General features: G+C 64.7%; 24 protein-coding genes and 3 pseudogenes. 18 read left to right on the top strand and 9 right to left on the bottom strand.

Going from position 1 to position 25,682, the window contains the following annotated elements; genetic code table 11:
* Positions 1 to 319: 319 nt before the first annotated feature.
* From ACNANG_RS09315 to ACNANG_RS09300, 4 genes are all read left to right on the top strand, one after another.
* Entirely contained in the window at positions 320 to 1,282 is a 963-nt protein-coding gene (locus tag ACNANG_RS09315; RefSeq protein WP_420226957.1) for an amidohydrolase family protein, read from the top strand.
* A 137-nt stretch (positions 1,283 to 1,419) separates the two neighbouring features.
* Entirely contained in the window at positions 1,420 to 2,295 is an 876-nt protein-coding gene (locus tag ACNANG_RS09310; protein WP_420226956.1) for an alpha/beta fold hydrolase, read from the top strand.
* A 104-nt stretch (positions 2,296 to 2,399) separates the two neighbouring features.
* Positions 2,400 to 3,446, top strand: coding sequence for a 2,5-dihydroxypyridine 5,6-dioxygenase (locus ACNANG_RS09305; protein ID WP_420226955.1), 1,047 nt, complete (start codon positions 2,400 to 2,402; stop codon positions 3,444 to 3,446).
* On the top strand, positions 3,446 to 4,069 hold the full coding sequence (locus ACNANG_RS09300) for an N-carbamoylsarcosine amidohydrolase (RefSeq protein ID WP_420226954.1): 624 nt from the start codon (positions 3,446 to 3,448) through the stop codon (positions 4,067 to 4,069). The genes ACNANG_RS09305 and ACNANG_RS09300 overlap by 1 nt, the downstream gene beginning before the upstream one ends.
* Before the next feature lie 89 nt (positions 4,070 to 4,158).
* On the opposite strand, the gene ACNANG_RS09295 is transcribed toward ACNANG_RS09300, so the two are convergent.
* Entirely contained in the window at positions 4,159 to 5,184 is a 1,026-nt protein-coding gene (locus tag ACNANG_RS09295) for a porin (protein ID WP_420226953.1), read from the bottom strand.
* Between the two features lie 357 nt (positions 5,185 to 5,541).
* Positions 5,542 to 6,624, bottom strand: coding sequence for a porin (locus ACNANG_RS09290; protein WP_420226952.1), 1,083 nt, complete (start codon positions 6,622 to 6,624; stop codon positions 5,542 to 5,544).
* Between the two features lie 270 nt (positions 6,625 to 6,894).
* On the opposite strand from ACNANG_RS09290, the gene coq7 reads away from it, so the two are divergent.
* Positions 6,895 to 7,683: a 2-polyprenyl-3-methyl-6-methoxy-1,4-benzoquinone monooxygenase gene (coq7, locus tag ACNANG_RS09285; protein ID WP_420226951.1), complete on the top strand. Its 789-nt coding sequence runs from the start codon at positions 6,895 to 6,897 to the stop codon at positions 7,681 to 7,683.
* Positions 7,684 to 7,796: 113 nt separating this feature from the next.
* On the opposite strand, the gene ACNANG_RS09280 is transcribed toward coq7, so the two are convergent.
* The gene (locus tag ACNANG_RS09280; RefSeq protein WP_420226950.1) at positions 7,797 to 8,222 is read right to left on the bottom strand and encodes an OsmC family protein; all 426 of its coding nucleotides are present in this window, start codon (positions 8,220 to 8,222) and stop codon (positions 7,797 to 7,799) included.
* A 1,033-nt stretch (positions 8,223 to 9,255) separates the two neighbouring features.
* Here ACNANG_RS09280 and rplM point away from each other — a divergent pair.
* From rplM to ACNANG_RS09240, 8 genes and pseudogenes are all read left to right on the top strand, one after another.
* The gene (gene rplM / locus ACNANG_RS09275) at positions 9,256 to 9,687 is read left to right on the top strand and encodes a 50S ribosomal protein L13 (RefSeq protein ID WP_179588909.1); all 432 of its coding nucleotides are present in this window, start codon (positions 9,256 to 9,258) and stop codon (positions 9,685 to 9,687) included.
* A gap of 10 nt (positions 9,688 to 9,697) precedes the next feature.
* Positions 9,698 to 10,090, top strand: a complete 393-nt coding sequence (gene rpsI, locus ACNANG_RS09270; protein ID WP_179588910.1) for a 30S ribosomal protein S9 — start codon at positions 9,698 to 9,700, stop codon at positions 10,088 to 10,090.
* A gap of 165 nt (positions 10,091 to 10,255) precedes the next feature.
* Entirely contained in the window at positions 10,256 to 11,341 is a 1,086-nt protein-coding gene (gene argC / locus ACNANG_RS09265) for an N-acetyl-gamma-glutamyl-phosphate reductase (protein ID WP_420226949.1), read from the top strand.
* The gene (locus tag ACNANG_RS09260) at positions 11,341 to 12,075 is read left to right on the top strand and encodes a DUF6776 family protein (RefSeq protein ID WP_420226948.1); all 735 of its coding nucleotides are present in this window, start codon (positions 11,341 to 11,343) and stop codon (positions 12,073 to 12,075) included. The genes argC and ACNANG_RS09260 overlap by 1 nt, the downstream gene beginning before the upstream one ends.
* Complete coding sequence (locus tag ACNANG_RS09255) at positions 12,066 to 12,206, top strand: hypothetical protein (RefSeq protein WP_420226947.1); 141 nt, start codon at positions 12,066 to 12,068, stop codon at positions 12,204 to 12,206. Before ACNANG_RS09260 ends, ACNANG_RS09255 begins: the two co-directional genes overlap by 10 nt.
* Positions 12,207 to 12,249: 43 nt before the next feature.
* A complete protein-coding gene (locus ACNANG_RS09250; RefSeq protein WP_420226946.1) occupies positions 12,250 to 12,633 on the top strand; it encodes a polymer-forming cytoskeletal protein in 384 nt (127 codons plus the stop codon).
* Positions 12,630 to 12,998: an iron-sulfur cluster insertion protein ErpA gene (gene erpA, locus ACNANG_RS09245; RefSeq protein ID WP_420226945.1), complete on the top strand. Its 369-nt coding sequence runs from the start codon at positions 12,630 to 12,632 to the stop codon at positions 12,996 to 12,998. Before ACNANG_RS09250 ends, erpA begins: the two co-directional genes overlap by 4 nt.
* Before the next feature lie 120 nt (positions 12,999 to 13,118).
* Positions 13,119 to 15,130: pseudogene (locus tag ACNANG_RS09240) on the top strand (ATP-binding cassette domain-containing protein).
* A gap of 3 nt (positions 15,131 to 15,133) precedes the next feature.
* On the opposite strand, the gene ACNANG_RS09235 reads toward ACNANG_RS09240, so the two are convergent.
* Positions 15,134 to 15,787 (bottom strand): hydrolase, encoded by a 654-nt coding sequence (locus tag ACNANG_RS09235; RefSeq protein ID WP_420226944.1) that lies wholly within the window; start codon positions 15,785 to 15,787, stop codon positions 15,134 to 15,136.
* 187 nt (positions 15,788 to 15,974) lie between these two features.
* Here ACNANG_RS09235 and ACNANG_RS09230 point away from each other — a divergent pair, with 187 nt between their 5' ends.
* On the top strand, positions 15,975 to 16,904 hold the full coding sequence (locus tag ACNANG_RS09230; RefSeq protein WP_420226943.1) for a LysR family transcriptional regulator: 930 nt from the start codon (positions 15,975 to 15,977) through the stop codon (positions 16,902 to 16,904).
* A gap of 92 nt (positions 16,905 to 16,996) precedes the next feature.
* Here ACNANG_RS09230 and ACNANG_RS09225 read toward each other — a convergent pair.
* Positions 16,997 to 18,098, bottom strand: a pseudogene (locus ACNANG_RS09225) (anhydro-N-acetylmuramic acid kinase).
* 35 nt (positions 18,099 to 18,133) lie between these two features.
* Positions 18,134 to 19,549, bottom strand: coding sequence for a peptidoglycan DD-metalloendopeptidase family protein (locus ACNANG_RS09220; protein WP_420226942.1), 1,416 nt, complete (start codon positions 19,547 to 19,549; stop codon positions 18,134 to 18,136).
* A 294-nt stretch (positions 19,550 to 19,843) separates the two neighbouring features.
* Here ACNANG_RS09220 and tyrS point away from each other — a divergent pair, with 294 nt between their 5' ends.
* The 3 genes and pseudogenes from tyrS (at position 19,844) to ACNANG_RS09205 (ending at position 22,731) form a co-directional block, all read left to right on the top strand.
* Positions 19,844 to 21,115 (top strand): tyrosine--tRNA ligase, encoded by a 1,272-nt coding sequence (gene tyrS, locus ACNANG_RS09215; RefSeq protein ID WP_420226941.1) that lies wholly within the window; start codon positions 19,844 to 19,846, stop codon positions 21,113 to 21,115.
* Between the two features lie 338 nt (positions 21,116 to 21,453).
* Positions 21,454 to 22,100 (top strand): annotated as a pseudogene (locus tag ACNANG_RS09210) (YbhB/YbcL family Raf kinase inhibitor-like protein).
* On the top strand, positions 22,093 to 22,731 hold the full coding sequence (locus tag ACNANG_RS09205; RefSeq protein WP_420226940.1) for a histidine phosphatase family protein: 639 nt from the start codon (positions 22,093 to 22,095) through the stop codon (positions 22,729 to 22,731). Before ACNANG_RS09210 ends, ACNANG_RS09205 begins: the two are co-directional and overlap by 8 nt.
* A gap of 32 nt (positions 22,732 to 22,763) precedes the next feature.
* Here ACNANG_RS09205 and ACNANG_RS09200 read toward each other — a convergent pair whose 3' ends face one another.
* The 3 genes from ACNANG_RS09200 to ACNANG_RS09190 all read right to left on the bottom strand — a co-directional run bounded on the left by ACNANG_RS09200 (position 22,764) and on the right by ACNANG_RS09190 (position 24,636).
* Positions 22,764 to 23,069 (bottom strand): tripartite tricarboxylate transporter substrate-binding protein, encoded by a 306-nt coding sequence (locus tag ACNANG_RS09200; protein WP_420227495.1) that lies wholly within the window; start codon positions 23,067 to 23,069, stop codon positions 22,764 to 22,766.
* A 91-nt stretch (positions 23,070 to 23,160) separates the two neighbouring features.
* Positions 23,161 to 23,754, bottom strand: a complete 594-nt coding sequence (locus tag ACNANG_RS09195; protein ID WP_420226939.1) for a tripartite tricarboxylate transporter substrate-binding protein — start codon at positions 23,752 to 23,754, stop codon at positions 23,161 to 23,163.
* Positions 23,755 to 23,889: 135 nt separating this feature from the next.
* Entirely contained in the window at positions 23,890 to 24,636 is a 747-nt protein-coding gene (locus tag ACNANG_RS09190) for a GntR family transcriptional regulator (protein ID WP_420226938.1), read from the bottom strand.
* Between the two features lie 77 nt (positions 24,637 to 24,713).
* Here ACNANG_RS09190 and ACNANG_RS09185 point away from each other — a divergent pair, with 77 nt between their 5' ends.
* Positions 24,714 to 25,556, top strand: coding sequence for an amidohydrolase family protein (locus ACNANG_RS09185; RefSeq protein ID WP_420226937.1), 843 nt, complete (start codon positions 24,714 to 24,716; stop codon positions 25,554 to 25,556).
* The last annotated feature ends 126 nt before the right edge of the window (positions 25,557 to 25,682 follow it).

Here is a 25,682-nt window from a genome sequence, read left to right as displayed (position 1 = left end):
GTATACTGAATTGTTCGTTAGTACACTGAACATATGGTGAGCATACTGACGGACTCGGACAGGGTCAACGGCGCGCGGCGCTAGGGGATGCCCGGGGTAGGCGCACCAGAAACGGGAGCCGCCGCGCACCGAATCCGTGAGGGCGCACGCGGTCCGGCACCGATTCCATGCATGGCCGCAAAGCGGGCGTGGGAGCCCTGCCGCGACCCGCGCGAAATCTGGACTTTTATGATTTCCGTTGCTAGACTTTATTATCAGTACACTGACAATTGATGCGGGACACACGGTCCGCACCACCGGCCACCCTGGGGAAAAGGCAATGACGAGGATTCGCAAGATCGCGTTCGAAGAACACTTCATGGGAGCCGGCTTCCAGAGCTATTCCTCGAGCTTCCTGAAGCACATCGATCCCGTGCAGATCGCCGAACTCGGCTCCCGCCTGTCGGACTTCGACGACATGCGCCTGGCCGAAATGGATGCCGCCGGTATCGATCTGGCGATCCTGTCGCAAAGCGGTCCGGGTGTGCAGGCCGAGCCCGATGCCGCCGTCGCCTTGCGCCGCGCCCGTGAAAACAATGATTTCCTGGCCAGCCAGGTGCAGCGTCATCCGACCCGTTACGCCGGCTTCGCCACGCTGCCCATGCATGATCCCGACACCGCCGCCGATGAACTCGAACGTTGCGTGAACGACCTTGGCTTCAAGGGTTCGCTGGTCAACGGCCACACCAATGGCGTGTACCTGGACGAGCCCAAGTACGACGCCTTCTGGGAACGCATGCAGGCGCTGGACGTGCCGATGTATCTGCACCCCACCGATGCGTTCATCATGCCCCACGCCTACAACGATCACCCCGAGATCAGCCGCGCGGCCTGGGGCTGGGGCGTCGAGACCGGCACCCATACGCTGCGCCTGCTGTTTGCGGGCGTGTTCGACCGTTTCCCCGATCTGAAGATCGTGATTGGCCACATGGGCGAAGGGCTGCCCTACCAGCGCTGGCGTTTCGACAGCCGCTTCGCGGCCTATCCGCACGGCATCACGTTGCAGCGCAAGCCGTCGGAATACATCGGCAGCAACATCGTCATCACGACGTCCGGCGTCTGTTCGCCAGGCGCGTTGATGGGCGCGATCGAAGAGATGGGTGCCGAAGCCGTCATGTTCTCGGTAGACTATCCTTACGAGTCGAGTGCCGACGCGGCCGATTTCATCGAAGCCGCCCCGCTTGACGAGGCAACCCGGCACCTGGTCTGCCACGGCAACGCCGAGCGCCTGTTCAAGCTGTAGGCTTCATCAAGCCGCAGACCGCAACGCGCCGCCGGGGCCGCAGCAGGCGGCCTGCCCAGACAGCGCCTGCGCCGGATCCCGACGCGTCGTCGTCGTGGTCCGACGCAGGCGTTCCTCATCGCGAACAGGAGCAACTCTTGAGCACATTCATCGCTGGCGGCAACGTGCACGCCAATGGCATCCGCCAACACTATCTCCGTTACGGCGGCGCCACCGAAGCGCGCGCGTCGCGGCCCACCGTGATCCTGGTGCCAGGCATCACCAGCCCTGCCATTACCTGGGGCTTCGTGGGCGAAGTGTTCGGCGAGCAGTTCGACACCTATGTGCTGGACGTGCGCGGCCGTGGCCTGTCGTCGGCCGAAGACGGCCTGGACTACAGCCTGGATGCCCAGGCGGCCGATGTGCTGGCCTTTGCGCAGGCGCTCAAGCTGGACCGCTGGATGATCGTCGGCCATTCGATGGGCGGCCGCATCGCGGTGCGCGCCGGCCGCACGGCCCCCGCGGGCCTGGAACGCATGGTGCTGATCGATCCGCCCGTGTCGGGTCCGGGCCGCCGCGCGTATCCCGCCAAGCTGCCCTGGTACATCGACTCGATCCGCCTGGCCGTGCAGGGCACCGACGCAGAAGGCATGCTGGCCTTCTGCCCGACATGGACCGAAGAGCAACGCGCGCTGCGCGCCGAATGGCTGCACACCTGCAACGAAAGCGCGATCCTGACCAGCTTCGAAGCCTTCGCCACCGATGACATCCACGCCGACCTGCCCAAGCTGACCGTGCCGGTCATGCTGATGGTGGCGGGACGGGGTGACGTGATCCGCCCCGAAGACATCGAAGAAATCCGCTCGCTGCACGCCCAGACCGAAGTGGCGCACGTGCCCAACGCGGGTCACATGATTCCGTGGGACGACGAAGCGGGCTTCTACGCCGCCTTCGGCACCTTCCTGGGCGCGCCGCTGGCCAAGTCAGGCGCCACGAATGGCGATGCCGCCATGGGCACGCCCGCCACGCCTTGATCATGGTGAAGATCAACGGTTGAATCCGGCAACGGTCGAGTTCGGCACCGTGACCCTTTCAACCACCGACCTTCCTCTTTACGCTTCTTCCAGGAGTAACCGCCATGCCGGTCAGTGACTATGAAATGATCAACGCCTGGACCCAGGTGCTGAAGCTGTCCAAGCTCGAAGCGGGCCAGACCGTGACGGTGCTGACCGGCGCGGCCACCCATCCGCAAACGCTGTCGAGCGCGCTGGTCGCGGCGCAATCGCTGGGGGCGGTGGTCAACCGGCTCGACCTGTTGCCGGTCAATGCCGACAAGGCGCTCAGCCGCGATTCGCTGGCCTACCTGGGCACCACGCCGTTGACGGGCAACAACGCGGCAATTGCCGCGCTGAAGGAAAGCGATCTGGTGCTGGACCTGATGACGCTGCTGTTCTCGGCCGAGCAGCACGACATCCTCAAGACCGGCACCAAGATCCTGCTTGCCGTCGAACCGCCCGAAGTGCTGGTGCGCCTGGTGCCGACCGCGGCCGATCGCGAGCGTGTCATCAAGGCCAATGCCCGCCTGTCTCGCGCCAGGACCATGACGGTCACGTCACCCGCCGGTACGGAACTGACCTGCCCGATGGGGCAATTCCCGGTCATCAGCGAATACGGTTTTGTCGACGAACCTGGCCGCTGGGACCACTGGCCGAGCGGTTTCGTGCTGACCTTCCCCGACGACGGCAAGACCTCGGGCCGCATCGTGATCGACAAAGGCGACATCCTGCTGCCGCAGAAATGCTACGTGACCGAGCCCATCACGCTGACGGTCGAAAACGGCTATGCCACCAGGATCGAAGGCGGCGTGGATGCGGCCTTGCTGCGCGACTACATGTCGTCGTTCAATGACCCCGAGGCCTATGCGATCTCGCACATCGGCTGGGGCCTGCAGCCGCGCGCGCGCTGGTCGACGCTGGGCTTGTACGATCGTGAGGCCACGATTGGCATGGACGCGCGGGCGTACGAAGGCAACTTCCTGTTCTCGCTCGGACCCAACAATGAGGCGGGCGGCAGCCGCGCCACCGCCTGCCATATCGATATCCCGCTGCGCGATTGCACGGTCAGCCTGGACGGCGAACCCGTGGTGCGGAATGGCAAGGTATTGGATCAACCACAGGACAATTGATGGACAACGACGTTCACACCTACCAGCGCCAGGGCTTCGGCACCGCGTTGAAACTGGAAGGCCCGGTCGGTCTTCTGATCATTGACTTCGTCAACGGCTTTGCCGACCCCGAGATCTTCGGCGGCGGAAACATTCCGCAGGCCATCGCCAACACGGTGCCCCTGCTCGAAGAAGCTCGCAAACGCGGCTGGCCGGTGGCGCACAGCCGCATCGTGTTCGCCGATGACGGCGGTGATCACAACGTGTTCGCCCAGAAAGTGCCGGGCATGCTGACCCTGAAGGAACACGAAGCGCGCAGCGCCATCGTGCCCGAACTGGCGCCCGCGCAGGGCGAACTGGTCGTCCGCAAAACGGTGCCGTCCGCCTTTTTCGGCACCATGCTGACGGCCTGGCTCGCACAGCGCGGCGTCAAGACGCTGGTCATCGCCGGCGCGGTCACCAGTGGCTGCGTGCGGGCCAGCGTGGTCGATGCCATGTCGTACGGCTACCGGCCGCTGGTGCTGTCCGATTGCGTGGGCGATCGCGCCATTGCCCCGCACGACGCCAACCTGTTCGACATGGGCCAGAAGTACGCCACCGTCATGACGCGTGACGACGCCCTGAAGGCCTTGGCCGGCGCCTGATCTTTCGGCTTTGTCAGGACGAAAAAAGCCGGATCTTGCGATCCGGCTTTTTTGTTCCAGCATCCCAAGGGCCGAAGCCCCTGACATACTTAGAACATGTGGCGCACGCCGAAACCGGCCTGACGGGTGCCGATGTCGTTGCTGACCGAGGCACGGCTGCCCAGGTTGTCGATGTCGCTGAAGAACGCGTAGGCGTTCGTGCGGCGCGACAGCGCGTAGGTGTAGCCGACGCTGTAGCCCTTGATGTCCCAGTCCTTCGCCTTCTGGTACGAACCGAACACGCGGCCTGCGCCGATCGGTGCCGACAGGCCCACCATGTACGACTTGGTGTTCGATGCGAACGGCACGCTGGTGGCCGGAGTCGCGGCGGTACCGGCGGTCACGGCGATATTGCGCTGGTCAGCGTACAGGGCGTGGACCTTCACGACGCCGAAGTCATAGGCGCCACCGACTTGCGTCGAGATGCCGTTCGCGCCACCCGTACCCGGGTCCAGACGGTCATACGTCACAGCGGCTTCGATCGGGCCGTTGTTGTAGCGGACACCGGTCGTCACGGCGCGGTTGTTGTTGGCGTTGCCAGCCACTTCCTGGCCCGAACGCGTGAAGCTGTAGCCGATCGCGGCTTGCAGGCCACCAAAGTTCGGCGAGAAGAACATGGCGGTGTTGTCGTTGCGCACCTGGTTCGCGGCGATGACCGTCGAGCCGATACCAGCCTGGCGGAACACGGTGCCGAACGGGTCGATCGACGTGAAGAATGCCGAGCCCAGGATGAACTGACGGCCCAGACGCATTTCACCGAAACGCGAGTGCGACAGACCCACCCATGCCTGACGGTTGAACAGGCCGCTGCCGGTCGTGGTGCCGTCATCGACGTTGATGCCGCTTTCCAGGGTGAAGTTGGCCTTCAGGCCGCCACCCAGGTCTTCCGAGCCGCGCATGCCGAAGCGCGAGTCATTCTGAATGCCGCTGTCCAGCGCGTTGCGCGAGCTCTGGCCATCCGTCTTCGAGTGCAGGAAACCGGCGTCCACGAGACCGTAGAGCGTGACCGAGCTTTGTGCCTGGGCGGTACCTGCTGCGCTGGCCAGAATGGCTGCGAGGATAAGCGTTTTCTTCATGAAGATCTCCGCGATCGGATGGTTGTTGTCTGGAAGACGGGCCGGGGCAGGGGGCCGACGGGGGCGGTCGATGCACGCCCGCAGCGTCGGTTCCGGTCCCTGCCTTGGGCCCGGTCTCGTTAGCTTCCGTGGAAGCCGTGGTGCTATTCCATCAAAAAAACGTTCCAGGGCCAAGATTGCCTGCAGTTGAGCCCGTGTTTTTACGACTGCTTACGTCCTACGTGCGTTTGTACCAACAGCGGCAGTGAAAAGGCCCGTTTTCCCTGGGAAAACGAGCCTTCAAGGCCGGTAGCATGTGCTGCGTTCCGGCAAGGCGGACCGGCCTGAGCCAGCCGCCAGTGCGTGGTGCCGTGACGATCAGAAGCGGTGCTGGATGCCGAAGCCGAGTTCGCGGCGGTCGCCCGTGCGCGTGGCGGCGGCGCCGGTGTATTGCACCGAGTCGCTGTACTGGCTGGCCGCGGCGTACACCATGGTGCGCTTCGACAGCTTGTAGTTGTACGCGATGGCGAAGCCGTCGATGTTGTTGTCTTCGCGGCCCAGGTTCTTGTTGCGGTTGTCCAGGCGCTGGTACGTGGCGAGCAGGGCGTGGGCGCCGAACGGCACGCTCAGGCCCAGCAGGTAGGCATTTTCTTTTTCCGACGCCGAGCGGAACGCGTAGTTCTGCAGGCGGCCGTAACCGGCGTGGGCCTTGACGACGCCGAAGTCGTACGTGGCGCCCAGCTGGTAGTTCTTGATGTCGCTGCTGGCGGCGGCGGCAGCCGAGTCAGGCGCATTGCGCTGGTCGTACGTGAACACGACGGCCAGGGGGCCGTTGTTATAGCGCAGGCCGCTGGTAATGACGCGCTGGTCGGTGCGCGCCGCGCCCGAGGCAACCGTGGCTTCGGCGCCCGCGGCGTTGAAGCTGTAGCCGATGCCGGCCTGGAAGCCCGCGAACACGGGCGTCATGTACAGAGCGGTGTTGTCCAGTCGGTCGCCCGTGCCACCCGTGGCGTTGAAGCCGAAGATGGTTTGCGATTGGGCCTGGCCGTAGGCGTTGCCGAAGGGGTTGATGCTGCTGCCGAACCAGCCGAACGCGAACGAGTCCTGGCGGCCCAGGCGCAGTTCACCCAGCGAGGTCGACTGGAGACCCACCCAGGCGGTACGGCCGAACAGGCGGCTGGTGGTGCCCAGCGACTGGCCGGTCGTGCCCTGGTCGATGTTGATGCCGCTTTCCAGCTGGAAGTTGGCCTTCAGACCGTTGCCCAGGTCTTCCGAACCGCGAATGCCCCAGCGCGAACCGCCGGCATATCCGCTGTCAATGCCGTTGGTGGCGCGCTGACCGTCGTTCTTGCTGGAAACAAAGCCCGCGTCGGCAATGCCGTACAGCGTGACGTTGCTTTGCGCCTGGGCGGCTCCCGCGAAGCCAGCGAGCAGGGCGGCGGCGATAAGGGTCTTGTTCAATTGGAGCTCCGAATGAGTAAGGGTGGTGCGGCACGTCTTTCCTGGTGCACGGCGGTCAGAATGACGAGTGAATATGTGCCCCACGTGACAGCCCCGGGGTGGCGCAGGGTCTGTTGTGCCTGTGCAACGGCACTCGGGAAGCGTCGGAAAGACCACCTTCGCGCAGGTACGCGGCGTGCTTGACCGCTGCCATCGCTGCGATTGCCTATACTGGGCAGATCGTTCTTTCGTGCCCGCGTGCTCGCGGGCCGCATGCAGAAGGCACCGGTCATGACCTCGTCGTCCACTTCGTCGTTTTCCTCTTCGTCGCCGTCCAGCTTTCGCCGGATCTCGCCGCTCGATCGCCTGCTGGCCGAGGCGGATCGCGCGCTGCGGGTGCTGTCGGGCAGTACGTCGGGCACCCGCCCCAATCCGGCCGCGGCGCTGCGCAAGCCCACGCCGCCGGCCGTCCTGGCCACCGAACCGCTGGCCGTGGTTGGCGCGTCGGCGGGGGTCAGCTCACAAGGCGGCGTGGGCGTCGACGATCCGGCTGCGACTGCCGAACTGACGCCCGCCGAAACCCGCCATGCCGCCGGGCTGATGCGCGTCAATCACGTAGGCGAGGTCTGCGCGCAGGCGCTATACCGCGGGCAGGCGCTGGTCAGCCGTCACGCGTCAACGCGCGCCATCTTCTTGGAAGCCGCGGTCGAAGAGACCGACCACCTGACGTGGCTGGCCGACCGGCTGAAAGAACTGAAATCGCGCCCCAGCTTCCTGAATCCGCTCTGGTACGCGGGCGCATTCGGCTTGGGGGTGCTGGCGGGCAGGGCGGGGGATGCCGTCAACCTGGGCTTCATGGCCGAGACCGAAAAGCAGGTGGAACAGCACCTTGACGGGCATCTGCAGAAGTTGCCGGTCAATGATGTGCGGTCACGGGCGATCGTGACGCAGATGTGCGAAGAAGAGCGCCATCATCGCGAAACGGCGCAGCATGCGGGCGGGCGGCCGTTGCCGCCATTGGCCCGCGCGGCCATGCGGGCGGGGTCGAAGGTGATGACTACGACCTCCTACTATATTTGAGGACACGGCTTTTAAGGACACGGTCTTTTGAAGGCACGGCCTTTTGAGAACATGGCCTGAAGGGCAGTGGCCGCGACCGGGTAACCGCCGCGGCTGCAGTCAGGACGGAGCCTTTAGTCGGCTTCCACGACGTCCACGCCCCAGGTCATGGCGACCGTGTGTTCCAGCATGGCCGACGCCGAGCAATACTTGTCGTGCGACAACTGGACGGCGCGTTCGACGGCGGCGACCGGCAGGTTCTTGCCCGTGACGGTGAACTGGAAGTGGATTTTTGTGAACACCTTGGGATCCGTGTCGGCGCGTTCCGCCTGCATGGCGACCGTGCAGCCGCGGACGGCATGGCGGCCGCGCTTCAGGATCAGCACCACGTCATACGCCGTGCAGCCACCCGTCCCGGCCAGGACCAGTTCCATGGGGCGGGGGGCCAGATTGTTGCCACCGCCGTCGGGCGCGCCGTCCATGACCGCAATGTGTCCGCTCCCGGTCCGGGCCGTGAACAACATCCCCTGGGGGCCGCCCCAGCTCACTGTGCATTCCATGTCGATTGTCCTTTGATATTGCGGTGTCGATAGGGCGGGATCATAGCGTGCGGCCCGGTGGCGTCAGCGCGCTCGCCACACTGGTGGTCATTACCTACACGAAAACCCTAGAAAATTCTTGCGCTGCACAAAACGCGTTTCTATAATTGTTCCAACGGAAGTCGCTTTGAGTGACGACATGGCCCAAGGCCCCTCGTCTCCGTCGGACAGCACCGCAAAGCGATCTCCAAAGTGTCTCCTCCACCCTCCTTATTTGGTGGATTAAGCCCGAAGCCGTCACGGCTCCGGGCTTTTTTGCGTGGTTCATTTGCCGGGCAGAGTTGTCCAGTTCGCGATCACACAAGATTTCCCTTGCGCGAACGATGCGAAAAGACCACGGAACTTTGCCGTGTCTGGCTGCTCCGATGGTAACGATGCGCATTTTTCATGCTGCATCCATGTTGCGCTGCGCCATGAAACCGGCGTTCCATGCTGCCATTGGGCAGGGGCACTGCCCTGGTAAGTCGTTGATTTGCCTGGACAATGCGCAAAGGCCGGATAGTTTAGGTTTTAAGTAGTTGTTTTATAAGGCAATCCTGTTTGTGAAATGCCACACCGCATTGTGGTAAATCGCTCAAATAGGTCTTGCACCGCACAAAAAAGCTTCCTATAATTCATTCAACAGATGTCGCTTTGGATGCAGACACGGCCTCAGGCCCCTCGGCATTCGACGGAAAGTCCCGCAAAGCGATCTCTACCGTGTCTCCTCCACCTCCTCATTTGGTGGATTAAGCCCGAAGCCTCACGGCTCCGGGCTTTTTTTTGCCTACACCATTTGGGCAGCCTTGTGTTGACTTCGAGGCTCCAAACCCGCTATGATCAAAGGCTTGCCCCTATTTACACTCGCAGTTAGACAATGCTGAGGTGATGGCGGGGCAGGTGTCAGAAAGGCCATCGGCGGCGATCAACCGTTGCCCGATTGGGTTGCTTCTGGCAGTCAGGACGGCCCGAAGGGGGCTTTCCGGCAAAAACCAACGTCACAGAGAACACTCTCATGCAAAAAACCTTCGTTGCGAAGCCGCAAGAAGTGACGCGTGACTGGTACGTGATTGACGCCAAGGGCAAAGTCCTAGGTCGTGTGGCCAGCGAAGTCGCACGCCGTTTGCGCGGTAAACACAAGCCAGAATTCACGCCTCACGTTGATACCGGCGATTACATCGTCATCATCAACGCCGCCGATATTGTCGTTACCGGCAACAAGGCACAAGACAAGCGGTACTACCGTCACTCGGGCTACCCGGGCGGTATTACTGAAACCACCTTCCAGAAGATGCAAGAGCGTTTTCCTGGTCGTGCGATCCAGAAGGCCGTCAAGGGCATGTTGCCCAAGGGTCCCCTGGGCTACGCCATGATCAAGAAGATGAAGGTGTACGCTGGATCCGAGCATCCGCACACCGCCCAGCAGCCCAAGCTGCTGGAACTCTGAGGAGCCGTGAATGATCGGTAACTGGAATTATGGAACCGGCCGCCGGAAGTCTTCGGTTGCGCGCGTGTTCCTCAAGAAAGGTTCGGGCAAGATTGTCGTCAACGGCAAGCCTGTCGACGAATATTTTGCTCGTGAAACGGGCCGCATGATCGTTCGCCAGCCGCTGGTGCTGACCGGTCACGTCGAGTCGTTCGATTTTCACGTCAACGTTGGCGGTGGCGGCGAAAGCGGCCAGGCCGGTGCGGTGCGTCACGGCATCACCCGCGCTCTGATCGACTACGACGCAACGCTGAAGTCGCAGCTGTCGCAAGCTGGCTTCGTCACGCGTGATGCGCGTGAAGTTGAACGTAAGAAAGTCGGCTTCCGTAAAGCACGACGCAGGAAGCAGTTCAGCAAGCGCTGATCCCTGCTTGCCCGGCAGTTCCCCTGGTGGATACACCTGGGGTGGGCAAAAAAGGCCGCAGCGATGCGGCCTTTTTTGTTTTGTGTTCATATTGCGATGGCATGCTGGTGCCCGGTTTCAGAGGGCACCGCGCCGATTCTGGCTGTACAAAATCTGGAGAGGAAGATGGCAAGTCGCGACGAGGCGGGTACCGCCAAGATCAAAGTAGGTATCGTGGGTGGCACGGGCTATACCGGTGTCGAACTGCTCCGCCTGTTGTCCCAGCACCCCCATGCCGAACTGCGAGCCATCACCTCCCGCAAGGAAGACGGCCTGCCAGTGGCCGAGATGTATTCGAACCTGCGCGGCGTCGTCGACCTGAAGTTCTCGTCGCCCGACAACGCGAAGCTTGAAGACTGCGATGTGGTGTTCTTTGCGACGCCGCATGGGGTCGCCATGGCGCAGGCCCAGGCGCTGCTCGCTGCGGGCGTCAAGATCATCGATCTGGCCGCTGATTTCCGCCTGCAGGACACCGCGGTATTCGAGAAGTGGTACAAGATGCCGCACACCTGCCCCGACATCCTGGAAGAGTCGGTGTACGGCCTGGTCGAAGTGAACCGCGACCGGATCCGCAATGCCCGGGTCGTGGGCAATCCCGGCTGCTACCCGACCACGGTCGTGCTCGGCCTGGCGCCCTTGCTCGAAGGCCGGGGCAGCGACAGCAAGCCGCTGGTGGACGTGCAGACCCTGATCGCCGATTGCGCATCGGGTGTCACGGGTGCTGGCCGCAAGGCCGAAGTGCATATCCTGTTCTCGGAAGCATCGGACAACTTCAAGGCCTATGGCGTGGGCGGTCACCGTCACCATCCCGAAATCGTCGAACAGCTGGAAAAGCTGCACGGCGGGCCGGTTGGCCTGACCTTCGTTCCCCACCTGACGCCAATGATCCGCGGCATGCATTCGACCCTGTATGCCCGCATCCAGCCCGAGGCGCGTGACGTGGACTTCCAGGCGCTGTTCGAAGCGCGTTATGCCAACGAGCCCTTCGTTGACGTGATGCCTGCCGGCAGCACCCCGGAAACGCGCTCGGTGCGTGCATCCAACATGGTCCGGATCTCGGTCTTCCGCCCGAATGGCGGTGACCAGCTCGTGATCCTGGTGGTGCAGGACAACCTGGTGAAAGGGGCGTCTGGCCAGGCCGTGCAGAACATGAACCTGATGTTTGGCCTGCCCGAAAACGCAGGCCTGGGCCACGTCGCGGTCCTGCCCTGATGAAGCGCCGCCCCCTGTTTCCTGCGGCAGTCCAGCGCAGGCGACGGCAGGCGGCGGCGTCCGCCCCTCGCGCTGCCAAGACTCGCGCACCGTGGCCCCTGCGCGCGTTCGCCCTGCTGCTGATCCTGGCGCTGGGCGCCGCGCTGGGTAGCGGGCTGTATGAATGGGTGCGCCGGGTGGCCGGACTGGCGCCGCAAGTCAGCGCGTCCGACGCGGCAACCTTGCGCGCCGACCGCGAACGATTGGCGGCCGAACTGCAGGCCTTGCAGGGCCGGCTCAATGCCGCCGATGGCCGCATCGAAATGGAGCGCGCCGCCAAGGACAAACTCGAGGCGGAGTTGCGCGCGTCGCAAAAGGAAGTGGGCGACCTGCGCAATGACCTGGCGTTTTTCGAACAGCTGATTCCGGCCGATCCCCGCATGGGGCAGGTCAGCATCCGTTCGGCCGAACTCGAAAAGCAGGGTACCGCGCTGCGCTACCGGGTGTTGCTCATGCGTAGTGGCCGGCCATCCGGCGAATTCAAGGGGCGCTGCAGTTTTCGGCGGTGGGCACGCGCGGCGGCGCGAGCGCCACGGTGGACCTGCTACCGCTGGTGGAGCCGGCGGCGCCGGGCCTTGCGATGCCCGGCGGCATCCGGCCCACGGCGCCCGTGCTGGGTGCGCCGGTACTGGGAAATCCGTTGCCGGCATCGCCTGCGGTCACGGCAGCCCCGGGCGGCAACCCGTTGGCCCTGAGCTTCCGGCAGTACCAGCGGGCCGAAGGCGCACTGGCGCTGCCCGCCAATTTCACGCCGCGCAGCGTGACCGTGCGGGTGCTGGAAGGCGGCGCGGTCCGGTCGCAAAGTACCGTCACCCTGATGCCCTGAGCCGCACGCCCTGCCATGGCGCCGGCTGGGCGGGGAACTTCAGGTGTGCGAACTTGCCACAGTCGAAGGCAAGGTCAAGGCCTCGAACAGGGTGGTTGGCGGTACTATTACCGGTTGGGCGTTCAGCCGCGAGCTTGAACTCCAGCCAACAGCCCGCATCTTGGATGATGTGCACTACGGCGCACCCGACCTGCGTCGCGGCGCGATCGTTCAAGGTTGCCTTGGCCCGGGCGATCAAGAACCCCTGACGACGCCGGGGTTGAATTTGGCCGACGATAGCGGTGCAATACCCGTATCGCAGAATAGAACCGACCGCGGCCCGCCAACCTGGCCGCGTCAACCGTATCGCAAGATCGATTCAGCACCTTCGTTCGCAGGCTTCCCCAAGGGGCCGTCGCAGCGGGCGTGCACAAGGAGCAGTCCATGAATGCAGCAGTAGAACAAGTCAACCTCGACGCCCCTCCCATGCAGCTGATCTTTACCGATTCGGCCGCTGCCAAGGTCAAGGAATTGATCGAAGAAGAGGGCAACGCCGCGCTCAAGCTGCGCGTGTTCGTGCAAGGCGGCGGCTGTTCCGGTTTCCAGTACGGCTTCACGTTCGACGAAGACGTGAACGACGACGACACGACGTTCGAAAAGAACGGCGTGCAGCTGTTGATCGACGCCATGAGCTTCCAATACCTGGTCGGCGCCGAGATCGACTACAAGGAAGGTCTGGAAGGCGCGCAGTTCGTGATCAAGAACCCGAACGCGTCCAGCAGCTGCGGTTGCGGTTCGTCCTTCTCGGTCTGATCGGGTAGTTGTCCCTTCGCCACCGGCCCCGGCCGGTGCCTGGAGCGCCCTTGCGCAAGCGGGGCGCTTTTTGTCTTTGTCTGTGACCTCATTCTGGCCGGTACGCCGCGCCGCTCCCTTATGGCTCTCCTTGCTCTGACCGACATCGAACTGGCATTTGGCCATGTTCCCCTGCTGCACCAAGCGAACTTCTCGATCGAGACGGGCGAACGCGTGGGCCTGATCGGGCGCAATGGCACCGGCAAATCGTCGCTGCTGCGCCTGCTCGATGGCCGTTCCGTCCCGGACGACGGCCTGCTGGTGCGCCAGGGCAAGCTCAAGGTCACGACCGTCGAGCAGGAACCCCTGCTCAATGACGACGACACGGTGTTCGACGCCGTGAGCGAAGGCCTGGCCGAAAGCCGCGACCTGCTGCGCGCCTACCACCGGGTCACGCATGACCTGGCCGAGCCGGGCGAAGACGTCGATTACGACGCGCTGATGGACGAGTTGATGGTGCTGCAAGGCAAGCTTGAAGCGCAAGACGGCTGGACCGTGCAGGCCCGGATCGAAGCCACGCTGGTCAAGCTCAACCTGCCGGCCGACGCGCTGATATCGGGCCTGTCGGGCGGCACCCGTAAGCGGGTTGCCCTGGCGCGCGCGCTGCTGGGCGATCCCGATCTGCTGCTGCTGGACGAGCCGACCAACCATCTGGATTTCCATGCGATCGCCTGGCTTGAAGAACTGCTGCGCGGCTTTGCCGGCAGCGTGATCTTCGTGACCCACGATCGCCATTTCCTTGACGCCGTAGCCACCCGGATCGTCGAGCTGGATCGCGGCAGGCTGGTCAGCTTTCCGGGGTCGTACAAGGAATACCAGGCGCGCAAGGCCGACATGCTGGAAAACGAACGGCTGGAAAACGCGCGGTTCGACAAGCTGCTGGCGCAGGAAGAAGTGTGGATCCGCAAGGGCGTGGAAGCACGCCGCACGCGCAGTGTCAGCCGGATCAAGCGCCTGCAGGAAATGCGGCAGCAGCGCACCATGCGCCGCGATCAGGTCGGCAAGGTGGCGATCGAAGTGGCGGAAGGCGCCCGGTCGGGCAAGCTGGTGGCGGACCTGGAAAACGTGTCGAAGTCGTTTGGCGACCGCGCGATCATCCGCGACTTTTCCACCACCGTCATGCGCGGCGACCGCATCGGCCTGATCGGCCCCAACGGAGCGGGCAAGACGACGCTGCTCAAGCTGATCCTGGGCGAGCTGCCCGCCGACAGCGGCACCGTGAAGCTGGGCGCGAACGTGGCCGTGGCCTACTTCGACCAGATGCGCAGCGCCCTGAATGAAGACGATGCCCTGGTCGACGTCATCAGCCCGGGCAGCGAATGGGTCGAAATCAATGGCCAGCGCAAGCACGTCATGAGCTACCTGGGCGACTTCCTGTTCGCCCCGGAGCGTGCCCGTTCGCCGGTCAAGAGCCTGTCGGGGGCGAGCGTGCCCGCCTGCTGCTTGCACGCTTGTTTGCCCGCCCGGCCAACGTGCTGGTGCTGGACGAACCGACCAACGACCTGGATATCGAAACCCTGGAACTGCTGGAAGACCTGCTGCAGGACTACAGCGGCACCGTCTTCCTGGTCAGCCATGACCGCGCCTTCCTCGACAATGTCGTCACGCAGACCATTGCGTACGAAGGCGACGCACGGTGGCGGGATTACGTGGGCGGCTATGAAGATTGGCTGAACCAGCGGTCATCGGCGGCTGAAGCGGCCTATGAAGCCAAAGCGGCGGTGGCCCTGCCGACCTCGGCCGCGCCTGCGGCGGCCAAGCCCGTAGCGGCGGCTGCAAAGCCCGCTGAAACGGCCAAGGCGACGGTTTCCGCGGCGCCTGTTGCGCCCGCCGCCCCTGCAGCCCCCGCAGCCAAGCCGGCCGAAAAGTCACGGCTCAGCTCTTGGGAAGCCAAGGAACTGGACGGCCTGCCCGACGTCATCGCCAAGCTGGAAAGCGAGCAGACCGACCTGACGGCCAAGCTGGCCGACGGCATGATCTACCGCGACAAGCCGGCCGACGCCGCAGCGTTCGAAAAGCGCCTGGCCGAGATCGAAGCCGAGATGCTGCAGAAGCTGGAACGCTGGGAAGTGCTGGAAAGCAAGCGCGGGTGATGCTTACGCGGCTGCGGGCACGGGCGTGTTCAGCAGCTGCTGCTCCCACAGATAGGCAATGCCGCTGCCCGCGGCATGCTGCTTCAGTATCTCGGTCACGGCGCCGGCCGTCTCGAGCCGCGCCCAGTCGCGCTGCCATTCGGCAGTGACAGCCATCCACGTCATCATGTTGGCGCCCGCAACGATCATGCGCTGGATGGCCACCTGGTGCGATTCCACCGAAATCCCGCCCGACGCATCGGTCACGACCGTCACGTCCCAGCCTTCGCCCAGCGCCTGGATGGCGGGCATCGCCACGCACACTTCGGTCCACAGGCCCGCGATGATCAATTGCTTGCGGCCGGTCGCCTTGACCGCGTCGACCACCTTCTTGTCCTGCCACGTATTGATCAGGGTGCGGTCAATGATTTCCTGGCCCGGAAACACCTCGGTGATCTGCGGGAAGATATAACCGCCCCGGTCGGCAATGACACTGGTCAGGATGGTCGGCACGTTGAAGGCCTTGGCGGATTTCGCCAGCGCCGTAGCGTTGTTGACGGCCATGTGCGGATCGTGACTGTTCAGGTTGGTGAGCTGGAAGGGCTGATGGTCGATCAGGACCAGCACGGAATCTTCGGGGCGAAGCAGGGAATCCAGTCCGTTGCGTAGGGTCGTCATGGGTACATCCTCTTTTGCGAGCGGTTGAAAGGCTTGGCCGGCTGCCATCGTCTGGTGCAATGGGCCGAGGACGCATTGTCATGTTCCTGTTCCCGCACCAGTAGTACCATCGGCGGGCAAGCTGTGTCGCGGGAATGGGAACGCCCGTTGGATGCACCCGCAACGAACATCACCGGGAAACGCCCCCATGGACATCGAAGAACTCAGAACATTCGTGGAAGTGGCGGACGCCGGGGGCATTTCGCCAGGTGCGCTACGGCTGGGCGTGTCGAAATCGATCGTGAGCCGCCGTCTGGCGCGCCTGGAAGCGGAGCTGGGCGTGCAGTTGCTCTCGCGCACCACCCGCGGTGCGGCGCTGACCGAGGCCGGCGTCACGTTCAGGGACTACGCGGCCAGGGTGTACGCCGATATCGAGGCAGGCAAGGAAGCCATCCTGCCTGCCGGTCTATTGCGCGGCTACCTGCGCATCTCGGCGCCCATGTCATTCGGCCCCAATCATTTCGCGCCTGCACTGGCGGAAATGGCGCGGCGGCATCCCCAGCTGGAAATGCAGACCTGCTACAGCGACCGCTTCGTCGATCTGATTGCCGAGGGCTACGACTGTGCAATACGGGTCGGCCACCTTCCGGATTCCAACCTGATTGCCCGGCGCGTCGGACCGGTCTACGGACAGCTGGTGGCCAGCCCGGCCTATCTGCAGGCCCACGGCACGCCGCAGACGCCCGACGACCTGCTTCGTCATGAAGCGCTGACCAAAGGGGCGGAAGTGTGGCAACTGACGGACGGCGACAAGACCCTTACCGTGCGCCCGCAGGGGCGGTTCAAATCGGATAGCGGGGCGGCGCTGGTCGCGGCGGCCGTGGCAGGGCTGGGCATTGCATATCTGCCGGATTGCCTGACGCACGAACACCTGGCGTCCGGGGCGCTCGTTCCCGTGCTTCCGGAGCATCCGCCGCCTCCGGCGGGCGCCTACGTCGTCAGGCCGCCGGGGCAGCATCCGGCCCGGAAGATACGCGCGCTGATCGACCTGTTGATCGAATACTGCGACGGGTCGACCCACCCGCCGTATGGCCAGCCGACAACGCCGAAGGCCGAACCGCGTCAGGAGACGGGTTGAAAAGCCTGCTTGAGAAGCCCGCTTGGCCAGGCCAGCAACGAAGCCTGTGTGGGAGCGAATGGCGAGGCCAGGACACTGGCCGCCCCGCCGGATCACGCCGGGTAGTACGCCCCTAAGATCCGTTCCCCGCGCGCGCCGGTCACCGCCGGCAGATTCGCCGTCCGCCCCTGCACGTGGCGCGCCGCCAGCCATGCGAAGGCAAGCGCTTCCACCTGCTGCGGCGGGATGCCCAGGGCGTCAGTGGATTGCACGGGCCGGCGCAGGCAGTGGGCCAGATCGGCCATCAGGCCATCATTGCGGGCGCCTCCACCGCATACCCAGACCTGGGCGCTATCGGTGACGCGGCCCTGAAGAGCGTTGGCCACGGTATGTGCGGTCAGCCGCTGCAAGGTGGCCTGCACGTCGGCCGGAGACAGCGGGGCGCCCGCGCCCTGCGCCGCTGGCGACCTTTGCCAGGCCGCCAGGCGCGTGTCCAGCCAGTCCGCATGGAACAGGTCGCGTCCGGTCGATTTGGGCGGCGGCAAGGCCAGCCAGGGCTCGCTGGCGACGAAATAGGCAAGCAGGCTGTCCGACACCCTGCCGGATGCGGCAAACGCGCCCTGGGCGTCATAGGGCTGCCCGGTGTGCCGTGCGCACCAAAGGTCCAGCAGCAGGTTGGCCGGGCCGGTGTCAAAGCCGGTAACGGGCTGGCCGGGGTGCAGCAGGGTGACGTTGGCAATGCCGCCCAGGTTCAGGATGACACGGGGCGTGTCGGTGCCGAAGCAGGCCGCATGGAAAGCGGGCACCAGGGGCGCGCCCTGGCCGCCCGCCGCCACATCGCGGTTGCGAAAATCGGCCACCACCGGAATGCCGCTGGTTTCGGCCAGCCGCGCCGGGGCATTGAGCTGCAGCGTGTAGCCCAGTTCGGGCCGGTGCCGCACCGTCTGGCCATGGGCGCCCACGGCGCGCACGGCCGATGCGGCCAGGCCCCTGTCTTCAGGACGGCGCTGACGACATCGGCGTAGACGTCCGCCAGGGCGACCGACGCCCGCGCCGCCCGATCGAGTTCATCGTGGCCGGGAGCGTTCAAGGCAAGCAGCGTTTCCCGCAATCCGGGGGAAAGGGAAGGTCGGCATGCGCGAGCACAACCGGCTGGCCGTCAGCCGGACAGCGGGCCAGCACACCATCGACACCGTCGAGGCTGGTCCCCGACATCAGACCGATGTAGAGGTCTGATGACGAGTGCGTGCTCACTTGGCAGCGACGGGCAGGCCAGGGCCGGTGGGGCCGTTCAGCGTCGCCAGCAGTTCCATCTGGTGATGGAGCGGGGCGGTATAACTGCGGAACAGCGCCAGGCTTTTCGCGCTCAGGTCGGGCGCGCCGGGCAGGGCCACGGTCAGCGGGTCGACGGCGTTGCCGGCAATCTTGAACTCGTAGTGCAGATGCGGTCCGGTGGCCCAGCCAGTCGAACCGACCTTGCCGATGAATTCGCCCTGCTGTACCCGCTGGCCCTTCTTCAGGCCAGGCGCGAACGCGCTCATGTGGCCGTACAAGGTCGAATACTGGCCGCTATGGCGCAGCACGACCACATTGCCGTAGCCGTTCTGCGTACCGACAAAATCGACCACGCCATCGGCGGTGCTGCGGATGGGGGTGCCGGTGGGCGCGCCGTAGTCCACGCCCTTGTGCTCGCGCCAGGTTTTCAGGATCGGGTGGAAGCGGCGCGAAAAACCGGAGGTCACCCGCGTGAATTCCATGGGTGAGCGCAGGAAGGCCTTGCGCAGACTCTTGCCGGCGAACGTGTAGTAGCCGCCGGTCGCGCCGGGTTGCTGGTCGAACCAGATGGCTTCGTGTGATTCGCCCTTGTTGACGAATTCCAGCGCCAGCACCTTGCCGGCGCGCACATAGTTGCCCTGGTGGGTAAAGGTTTCGTAGACCACATTGAAGTGGTCGCCGCGGCGCAGGTCGCGGTGGAAGTCGATTTCGCCTGACAGGATTTCGGCGATCTGGGTGGCCACCGAGTCGGGAATGTCGGCGGCGTCGGTGGCGCCGAACAGCGAACTCAGGATCTCGCCATGGGCCATCCGGACCTGGCGATCGGTGTCGAACTGGACTTCACGGGCGTTCAGGCCGGCGGCCGTGCGCTCCACCTGCAACATCTTGGAGACGACCTTGCCATCGACATCGGCGCCCGGGGTGTGCAGATAACGGAGCCAGCGGACCTGGCCCAGCACGTCGGTCGACGCCTGGATGGTGCGGCCCGGCACCAGTTGGTAGAAGCCTTTGGCGTCGGGCGACGCGCGCAGGAATTTTTCGACTTCCGGATCGTCCACGCCCAGCCGGTTCAATAGCGACGCGATCGAATCGCCCCGCTGGACCCGCTCTTCACGGATGAAGTTGGCGGATACGGCGGCTTCGTCGCGCAACACCTGGTCGGCCAGGTCGGGCAGCAGCAGGGCCTGCGTGACGCGGGTGGTGGGCGGCAGGGCGTCATCGGGAGACAGCGGCGCAACGCCAATGGCGGCTGCGGTGGCGAAGACGCCAACCGCGCCCGCGCCGATCAGGATGCGCTTCTTGAGCGGAGCAGCGGTGGGTTGTGCGGCAGTGCTGGGAGAGGTGATGCGGGTGATGGCGGTGCGCACGGCGTGCGCGATACGGCTGAGCATTGCGTGAGCAACGCCTGAAAACTTAGGATTCATGCGTCCTGGCCCCAAGAGACGGTTGGGCTAGAATTTGCTTCGAAGTGCGGGTTCGAAACGCGGCGGGTTCCGGCTGCCGCACACGCAACATCGCGTCGGACACCATAAGGGCACCGACGCAATCAGGACTGCGCGTGCACCAATTGAACCCGTATATGTAACAACGATGTTTCAACCGGAACGCGCCGAGTATATATAACTCAAGCTGGCGTGCCAACACGCCCTCCTTACCATTTACATCTCTTCCCCCAGACGGCTGAAATGACTGACTCCACCCTACCGGTTTCTCCGACCCCTCCCACCGCCGCTGCGGCTGCGGCCTATCCGATCACCCCCGAGGTCGAGCGCGACCTGGTGATCGTGAAGCGGGGCTGTGACGAACTGCTGGTGGAATCCGAGTTCGCGCGCAAGCTGGCTCGCAGCCGCGCGACCGGCGTGCCTCTGCGGATCAAGCTGGGGCTGGACCCCACCGCGCCCGACATCCACCTGGGCCACACGGTGGTGCTGAACAAGATGCGCCAGCTGCAGGAACTGGGTCACACCGTGATCTTCCTGATTGGCGACTTCACGTCCATGATCGGCGATCCCAGCGGCCGCAACGCCACCCGCCCCCCGCTCACGAAAGAGCAGATCGCCGTCAATGCGGAAACCTACTATCAACAGGCCAGCCTGGTGCTGGACCCGGCGCGCACCGAAGTCCGCTACAACTCCGAGTGGTGCGACCCCCTGGGCGCACGCGGCATGATCCAGCTTGCCTCGCGCTACACGGTGGCCCGCATGCTTGAGCGTGAGGATTTCACCAAGCGCTACAAGGGCGGCGTGCCGATTTCGGTGCACGAGTTCCTGTACCCGCTCATGCAGGGCTACGACTCGGTGGCCCTGAAGTCCGACCTGGAACTGGGCGGCACCGACCAGAAGTTCAACCTGCTGGTCGGCCGCGAGCTGCAGAAGGAATATGGACAGGAACCGCAGTGCGTGCTGACGATGCCGCTGCTGGAAGGCACGGACGGCGTCGAAAAGATGTCCAAGTCCAAGAACAACTACATCGGCATCTCGGAAACGCCCGACTCGATGTTCGGCAAGCTCATGTCGATTTCCGACGTGATGATGTGGAAGTACTTCACCTTGCTGTCGTTCAAGTCGCTGGACGAGATCGCCGCGCTCAAGCAGGAAACCGAGAACGGCCGCAACCCGCGTGATGTGAAGGTAGTGCTGGCGCAGGAAATCGTGGCGCGTTTCCACAGCCAGGCGGCCGCGGAACAGGCCTGGACCGACTTTGTCGCCCGCACCAAGAACAAGGAAATCCCGGACAACCTGCCCGAAGTCGCACTCGCCGGCGCGCCCATGGGCATCCTGCAACTGTTGCGCGAGGCCAGCCTGTGCACGTCGTCGTCCGACGCGCAGCGCAATGTGGAACAGGGCGGGGTGCGGGTGGACGGCGTCAAGGTCGAGGACAAGGGTCTGAAGCTGGACGCCGGCACCTACGTGTTGCAGGTCGGCAAGCGGAAATTCGCGCGGGTCACGCTGGCCTGATCCTCGCGGCAAGCGCTGCCGTCATCCTGGCCGCCGCGTTACGCCGCAGAGCAGCACGCCGCGCACCCCCTGTCGGTTCTGACAGGGGGCCTATCCGGCTCTACCAGGAGTGTCGCGCTGCGGCCACAGGGAGTACACCCGGCTGCGTGCTATCGTCGAAGACGTCTAAGGGCTTTCCTGTAGCCGGAGCACCGGGCCGTTTGGGTTCCGTGCGCATGGAACGTGATGCGCGTTCCAGGGTGTAAAAGCGTTGCCGTCTCCCGCGATTTGCTGCGGTGCATGGTGAATAATAGGACGTGGCACGCCAATCTCGACCTCACCTTATAAGGAGCAGCGCGATGAAGATCTGGAGCAACTCATTCGCGGACGGACAGCCGATTTCCCCCGCTACGCGTTCGGGAAGATCGACCCCAAGACTCAGGTGACGCTGTCGGACAACCTGAATCCGCAGCTTGGATGGAGCGACGTGCCGCTGGGCACGCAGTCCTTCGTGCTGCTTTGCCATGACTACGACGTGCCCAGCGTGGGCGACACCGTCAATCAGTCGGGCGTCGACGTCCCGGCCGACCTGCCGCGTGTCGATTTCTTCCACTGGGTGCTGGTCGACCTGCCCGCCGACGTGCGGGACATCGACGAAGGCGCGTTCAGCAGCGGCGTAACGCCGCGCGGCAAAAGCCCGGCCACGCCCTTGGGCGCGCGCCAGGGCATCAACGACTACACCATCTGGTTTTCGGCCGATCACGACATGAACGGCGATTACTATGGTTATGACGGCCCGTGCCCGCCGTGGAACGACTCGCTGGTGCACCATTACGTGTTCACGCTGTACGCGCTGGACATTCCGGTATTGCCGATCGAAGGCAACTTTACGGGAGCCGATGTGCGCCGGGCGATCGAGAAGCACGTGATCGACCAGGCAGCCATCACCGGCACCTACACCCTGAACCCGGCCCTCGCGCCAAAGCAGATCGCAGCAGATGACTGAACTCTGGCTCATACGCCATGGCGTGACCGAATGGAATCGCGCGCATCGTGTGCAAGGCATGCTGAATATCGCCCTGGACGAAGAAGGCCATCGTCAGGCGGAGCAGCTGGCCGCGCACTTTCGCGACGTCCCGCCACAGGCGCATGCCAGCTATACCAGTGACCTGGACCGGGCGCACGACACGGCGCGGCCCGGAACGGCGCAGCTGGGACTGCCCCTGGCCATCGAACCCGGACTGCGCGAGCGCAAGTACGGCGTGTTCGAAGGGCTGAGCTTTCCGGAACTCGCCGAACGTTTTCCCGAGGCGGCCGATGCCGTGCACCACCGCCGTCCGGACTACGACATGATGGGCGGCGAATCGCTGCGCCAGTTTCAGCAGCGGGTGGTGAGCACGCTGACCCGGATCGCCACGCAGCATCCCGATCAGCGGGTGCTGGTATTCACCCACAGTGGCGTGATCGATATGGCCTATCGTTATGCCATGGGCATTCCGGTCGAAGCTGAGCGGCGCCGGTCCGTGCCCAACGCCAGCATCAACCGGCTCGAGATCGACGGTGAACAGTGGCGGGTGCTGGGCTGGGGCGATGTGTCGCATCTGGCTGGCGCACCAGCGGAAATCCACCCGGCCTGAGGGTTCGAGCCGGGCGGATGGCGGTCAGCCGCTCAGTCCAGCTGGATCTTGGCCGCTTTGATCACGCCTTCCCATCGCTGCATTTCTGCCGTAATGAAAGTCTTGGCCTGCTCCGGCGACATCGCATCCACCCGACCGCCCAGCTCTTCGATATGTTTGGTCACGTCAGGCGAGCGCAGTGTTTGCGCGATGGCGTCCGACATCTTCGCAACGATATCGGCAGGCGTGCCGGCCGGGGCCAGCACCGGATTCCACTCGTAGACTTCATAGTCCGTGACCCCCGACTCCAACAAGGTCGGCACCTGAGGCAGCGCGCCGACGCGCGTCGCGCCGGTCACGGCCAACGCGCGCAGCTTTCCTGATTTGACGTGTTGCAGGCCCGACGCCGTGTTGGCAAAAAGATCGGCACCTGTCCGGCCATCACGTCCGTCATGGCCGGGCCACCCCCTTGTACGGAACGTGCAGCAGATCCAGCTTCAGGCGCTGCGCGAACAGGGCGCCCGCCAGGTGCTGCGCCGACCCATTGCCCGACGACGCATACGCCAGCGATTCCGGCTTGGCGCGGATGGCCTGGATCAGTTCCTGTACGTTCTTCTGCGGCAGGGTGGGCGTCACCACCAGCATGTTCGGGAAGCGGGCCAGGACCGACACGGGCGTGAAATCGCGCGCGGTGTCGTAGGGCAGTTTCTTGAACAGCGACGGGTTGGTCGAGAACGACGCGGCGTCGACCATGAAGGTATAGCCGTCGGGCGCGCTGCGGGCCACGTTGGCGGCGGCGATCTGGCCGCTGCCCCCGGGGCGGTTTTCCACGACCACGGTCTGCCCCAGGATCTGGCCGACCTTGGGCGCGATCAGACGCGCCATGGTGTCGGCACCGCCGCCAGGAGCGTAGGTCACGACCAGACGGATCGGCATGCGTGTCGGCCACGCCTGCTGCGCCACGGCGGGCGCCGCGGCAGCGAACGACACGGCAATCGCGCCAAGGGCGGTCAGGCGGGGAAGGGAGGTCATACGGGCGAACATGGCGTCTCCTGGTGCAGGCTCTGCGGCCCGCGGTGGTCGAGTGAAGAGACCGGCTTGCGGTCGATGTGATGTGATGCGGTGATCGGTATAGCGGTCGGTGTGTATTGCCTGGGTGCTGCCGAGTACGAACCCCTGCTAGCGGATCTCGGCCCGGTAGCGGAAGTGATCGGCATTGCCGACCGTGACGCGAAATTCGATCCGGCGGCCCGCCAGGTCGAAGGCGACGCGTTCGACCCGCAGCGCCGGGTGGCCTGCCGGAAGGTCCAGCGTGCGCGCTTGCGCCGCCGACAGCCGGTCGAAGCTCAGTTCGTCCACCGCGCGGTTCACCGTGATGCCCAGCCGTTCGGCATACATGGGATACATCAGCGGCGAAAAATCCTTCTTGTCGAGATCCAGCAGCGCCTTGAACGGGCCGTACGGCACCCACAGCGTTTCCAGCAACTGCACCTTGCCGCCCCAGCAGCGCTGGCGCTCGATGCAGATCGCCTGATCGTCGGCGCCCAGCAGCAATTCACGCGCGGCAAGCGCAGGCGCCTTGACCGCCTTGACGGTCTTGATGCGTGACTCCGGCACGTCGCCTTCCGCCGACCCGAAGCGGAAAAAACGCAGCATGGTTGCGCCGGTCAGGCCACCGCGCACGAACGTGCCGCGGCCATGGATGCGTTCCAGCAGACCGTCTTCGACCAGCGACTGGATCGCGCCACGCATGGTGCCCAGGGCCACGCCATAGAACTCGCTCAGCGCGCTTTCGGCAGGAATGGCTTCACCCGCCTTCCATTCGCCTGACAGCACGCGGCCGCGCAGGGCCAGCGCGATGCGCGCCCACAGGGGCTGCGACTGCGTGTACTTGTCCGAATGCAGGGAAGAAGAGGGTGCGGGCATGACGTCTCGATGTCGGACCGTTATACTCGGTCATTGATAGCTCTAGTCATCTAGAGGACGCAGCATAGGGGCCGGTCATGGCAGTTGTCAAATCTTCGGTGTCGTCGCCTTCCATCGACACGCATTTCCATGTGTTTTCCGCCAGCGCCGACGCCGTACCCGGCGCGCGCTACCGCCCGGCCTATGCCGCTACGTTTACGCAATGGCAGGCGCTGGCCGAGCCCTGTGGCGTGCGCGCCGGCGTGCTCGTGCAGCCCAGCTTTCTGGGCGCAGACAACAGCGCGCTGCTCGACGTGCTTGCCCGCGCGCCGCACATGCGTGGGGTCGTGCAACTGCTGCCCGGCACGCCGGCCGACGTCATTACGTCCCTGCATGCGGCAGGCGTGCGCGGCGTGCGCTGGAACATGGCGGGCCGCCTGGACGATGCGTCGTGGTCGCACCCGCACTGGCCCGCGTTGCTTGCGCACGTGGCGTCGCTCGGGTGGCACCTGGAAGTGCACAGCGATGTCGGTGGCCTGCCTGCCGCCTTGCATCGCCTGCCTGACCTGGCCTCCACCGCCATCCCGCTCGTGCTCGACCATTTCGGCAAACCCGACCCCGCGCGCGGCCCCGCCTGCGACACCTTCGCCGCCGCCATGGCCCTGGCCGATCGCCACCCCGTGTACGTGAAGTGCAGCGCCGCCTATCGCCTGCAGGGCCAGGATCCCGTTGCCTTGCTAAGCCGGTGGGCGTCCCTGCTTGGCACGGACCGCCTGTTGTGGGGTTCGGACTGGCCCTGCACAAACTTCGAGCAGGTCGCGGACTACCCGGCATTGCATGCGTTGCCGGCGGCCTGGGCGGAAGCCTTGGGACAGGAGATCCCTTTCGATGCGAATGCGCGAAAGGTGTTTTACGACGGCGCGGATGCATTGCTGGCCTAAGCCGATCTTGGCGCCTGTCGGAAACCATCCCCGCAACAGCCCCGCCGTCTGCACCCTCACAGGCCCCAGACCCAGGACGCGGCGGATCTGGCTACGCCAGTCCGCCCGCGTCGCCCCTGGGGAGGC

It is taken from the genome of Pigmentiphaga litoralis (assembly GCF_048632615.1).
GTDB lineage: Bacteria > Pseudomonadota > Gammaproteobacteria > Burkholderiales > Burkholderiaceae_B > Pigmentiphaga > Pigmentiphaga litoralis_B.
Note: the sequence above shows the minus strand (reverse complement) of the source record. Positions and strands in the feature narration are given on the sequence as shown.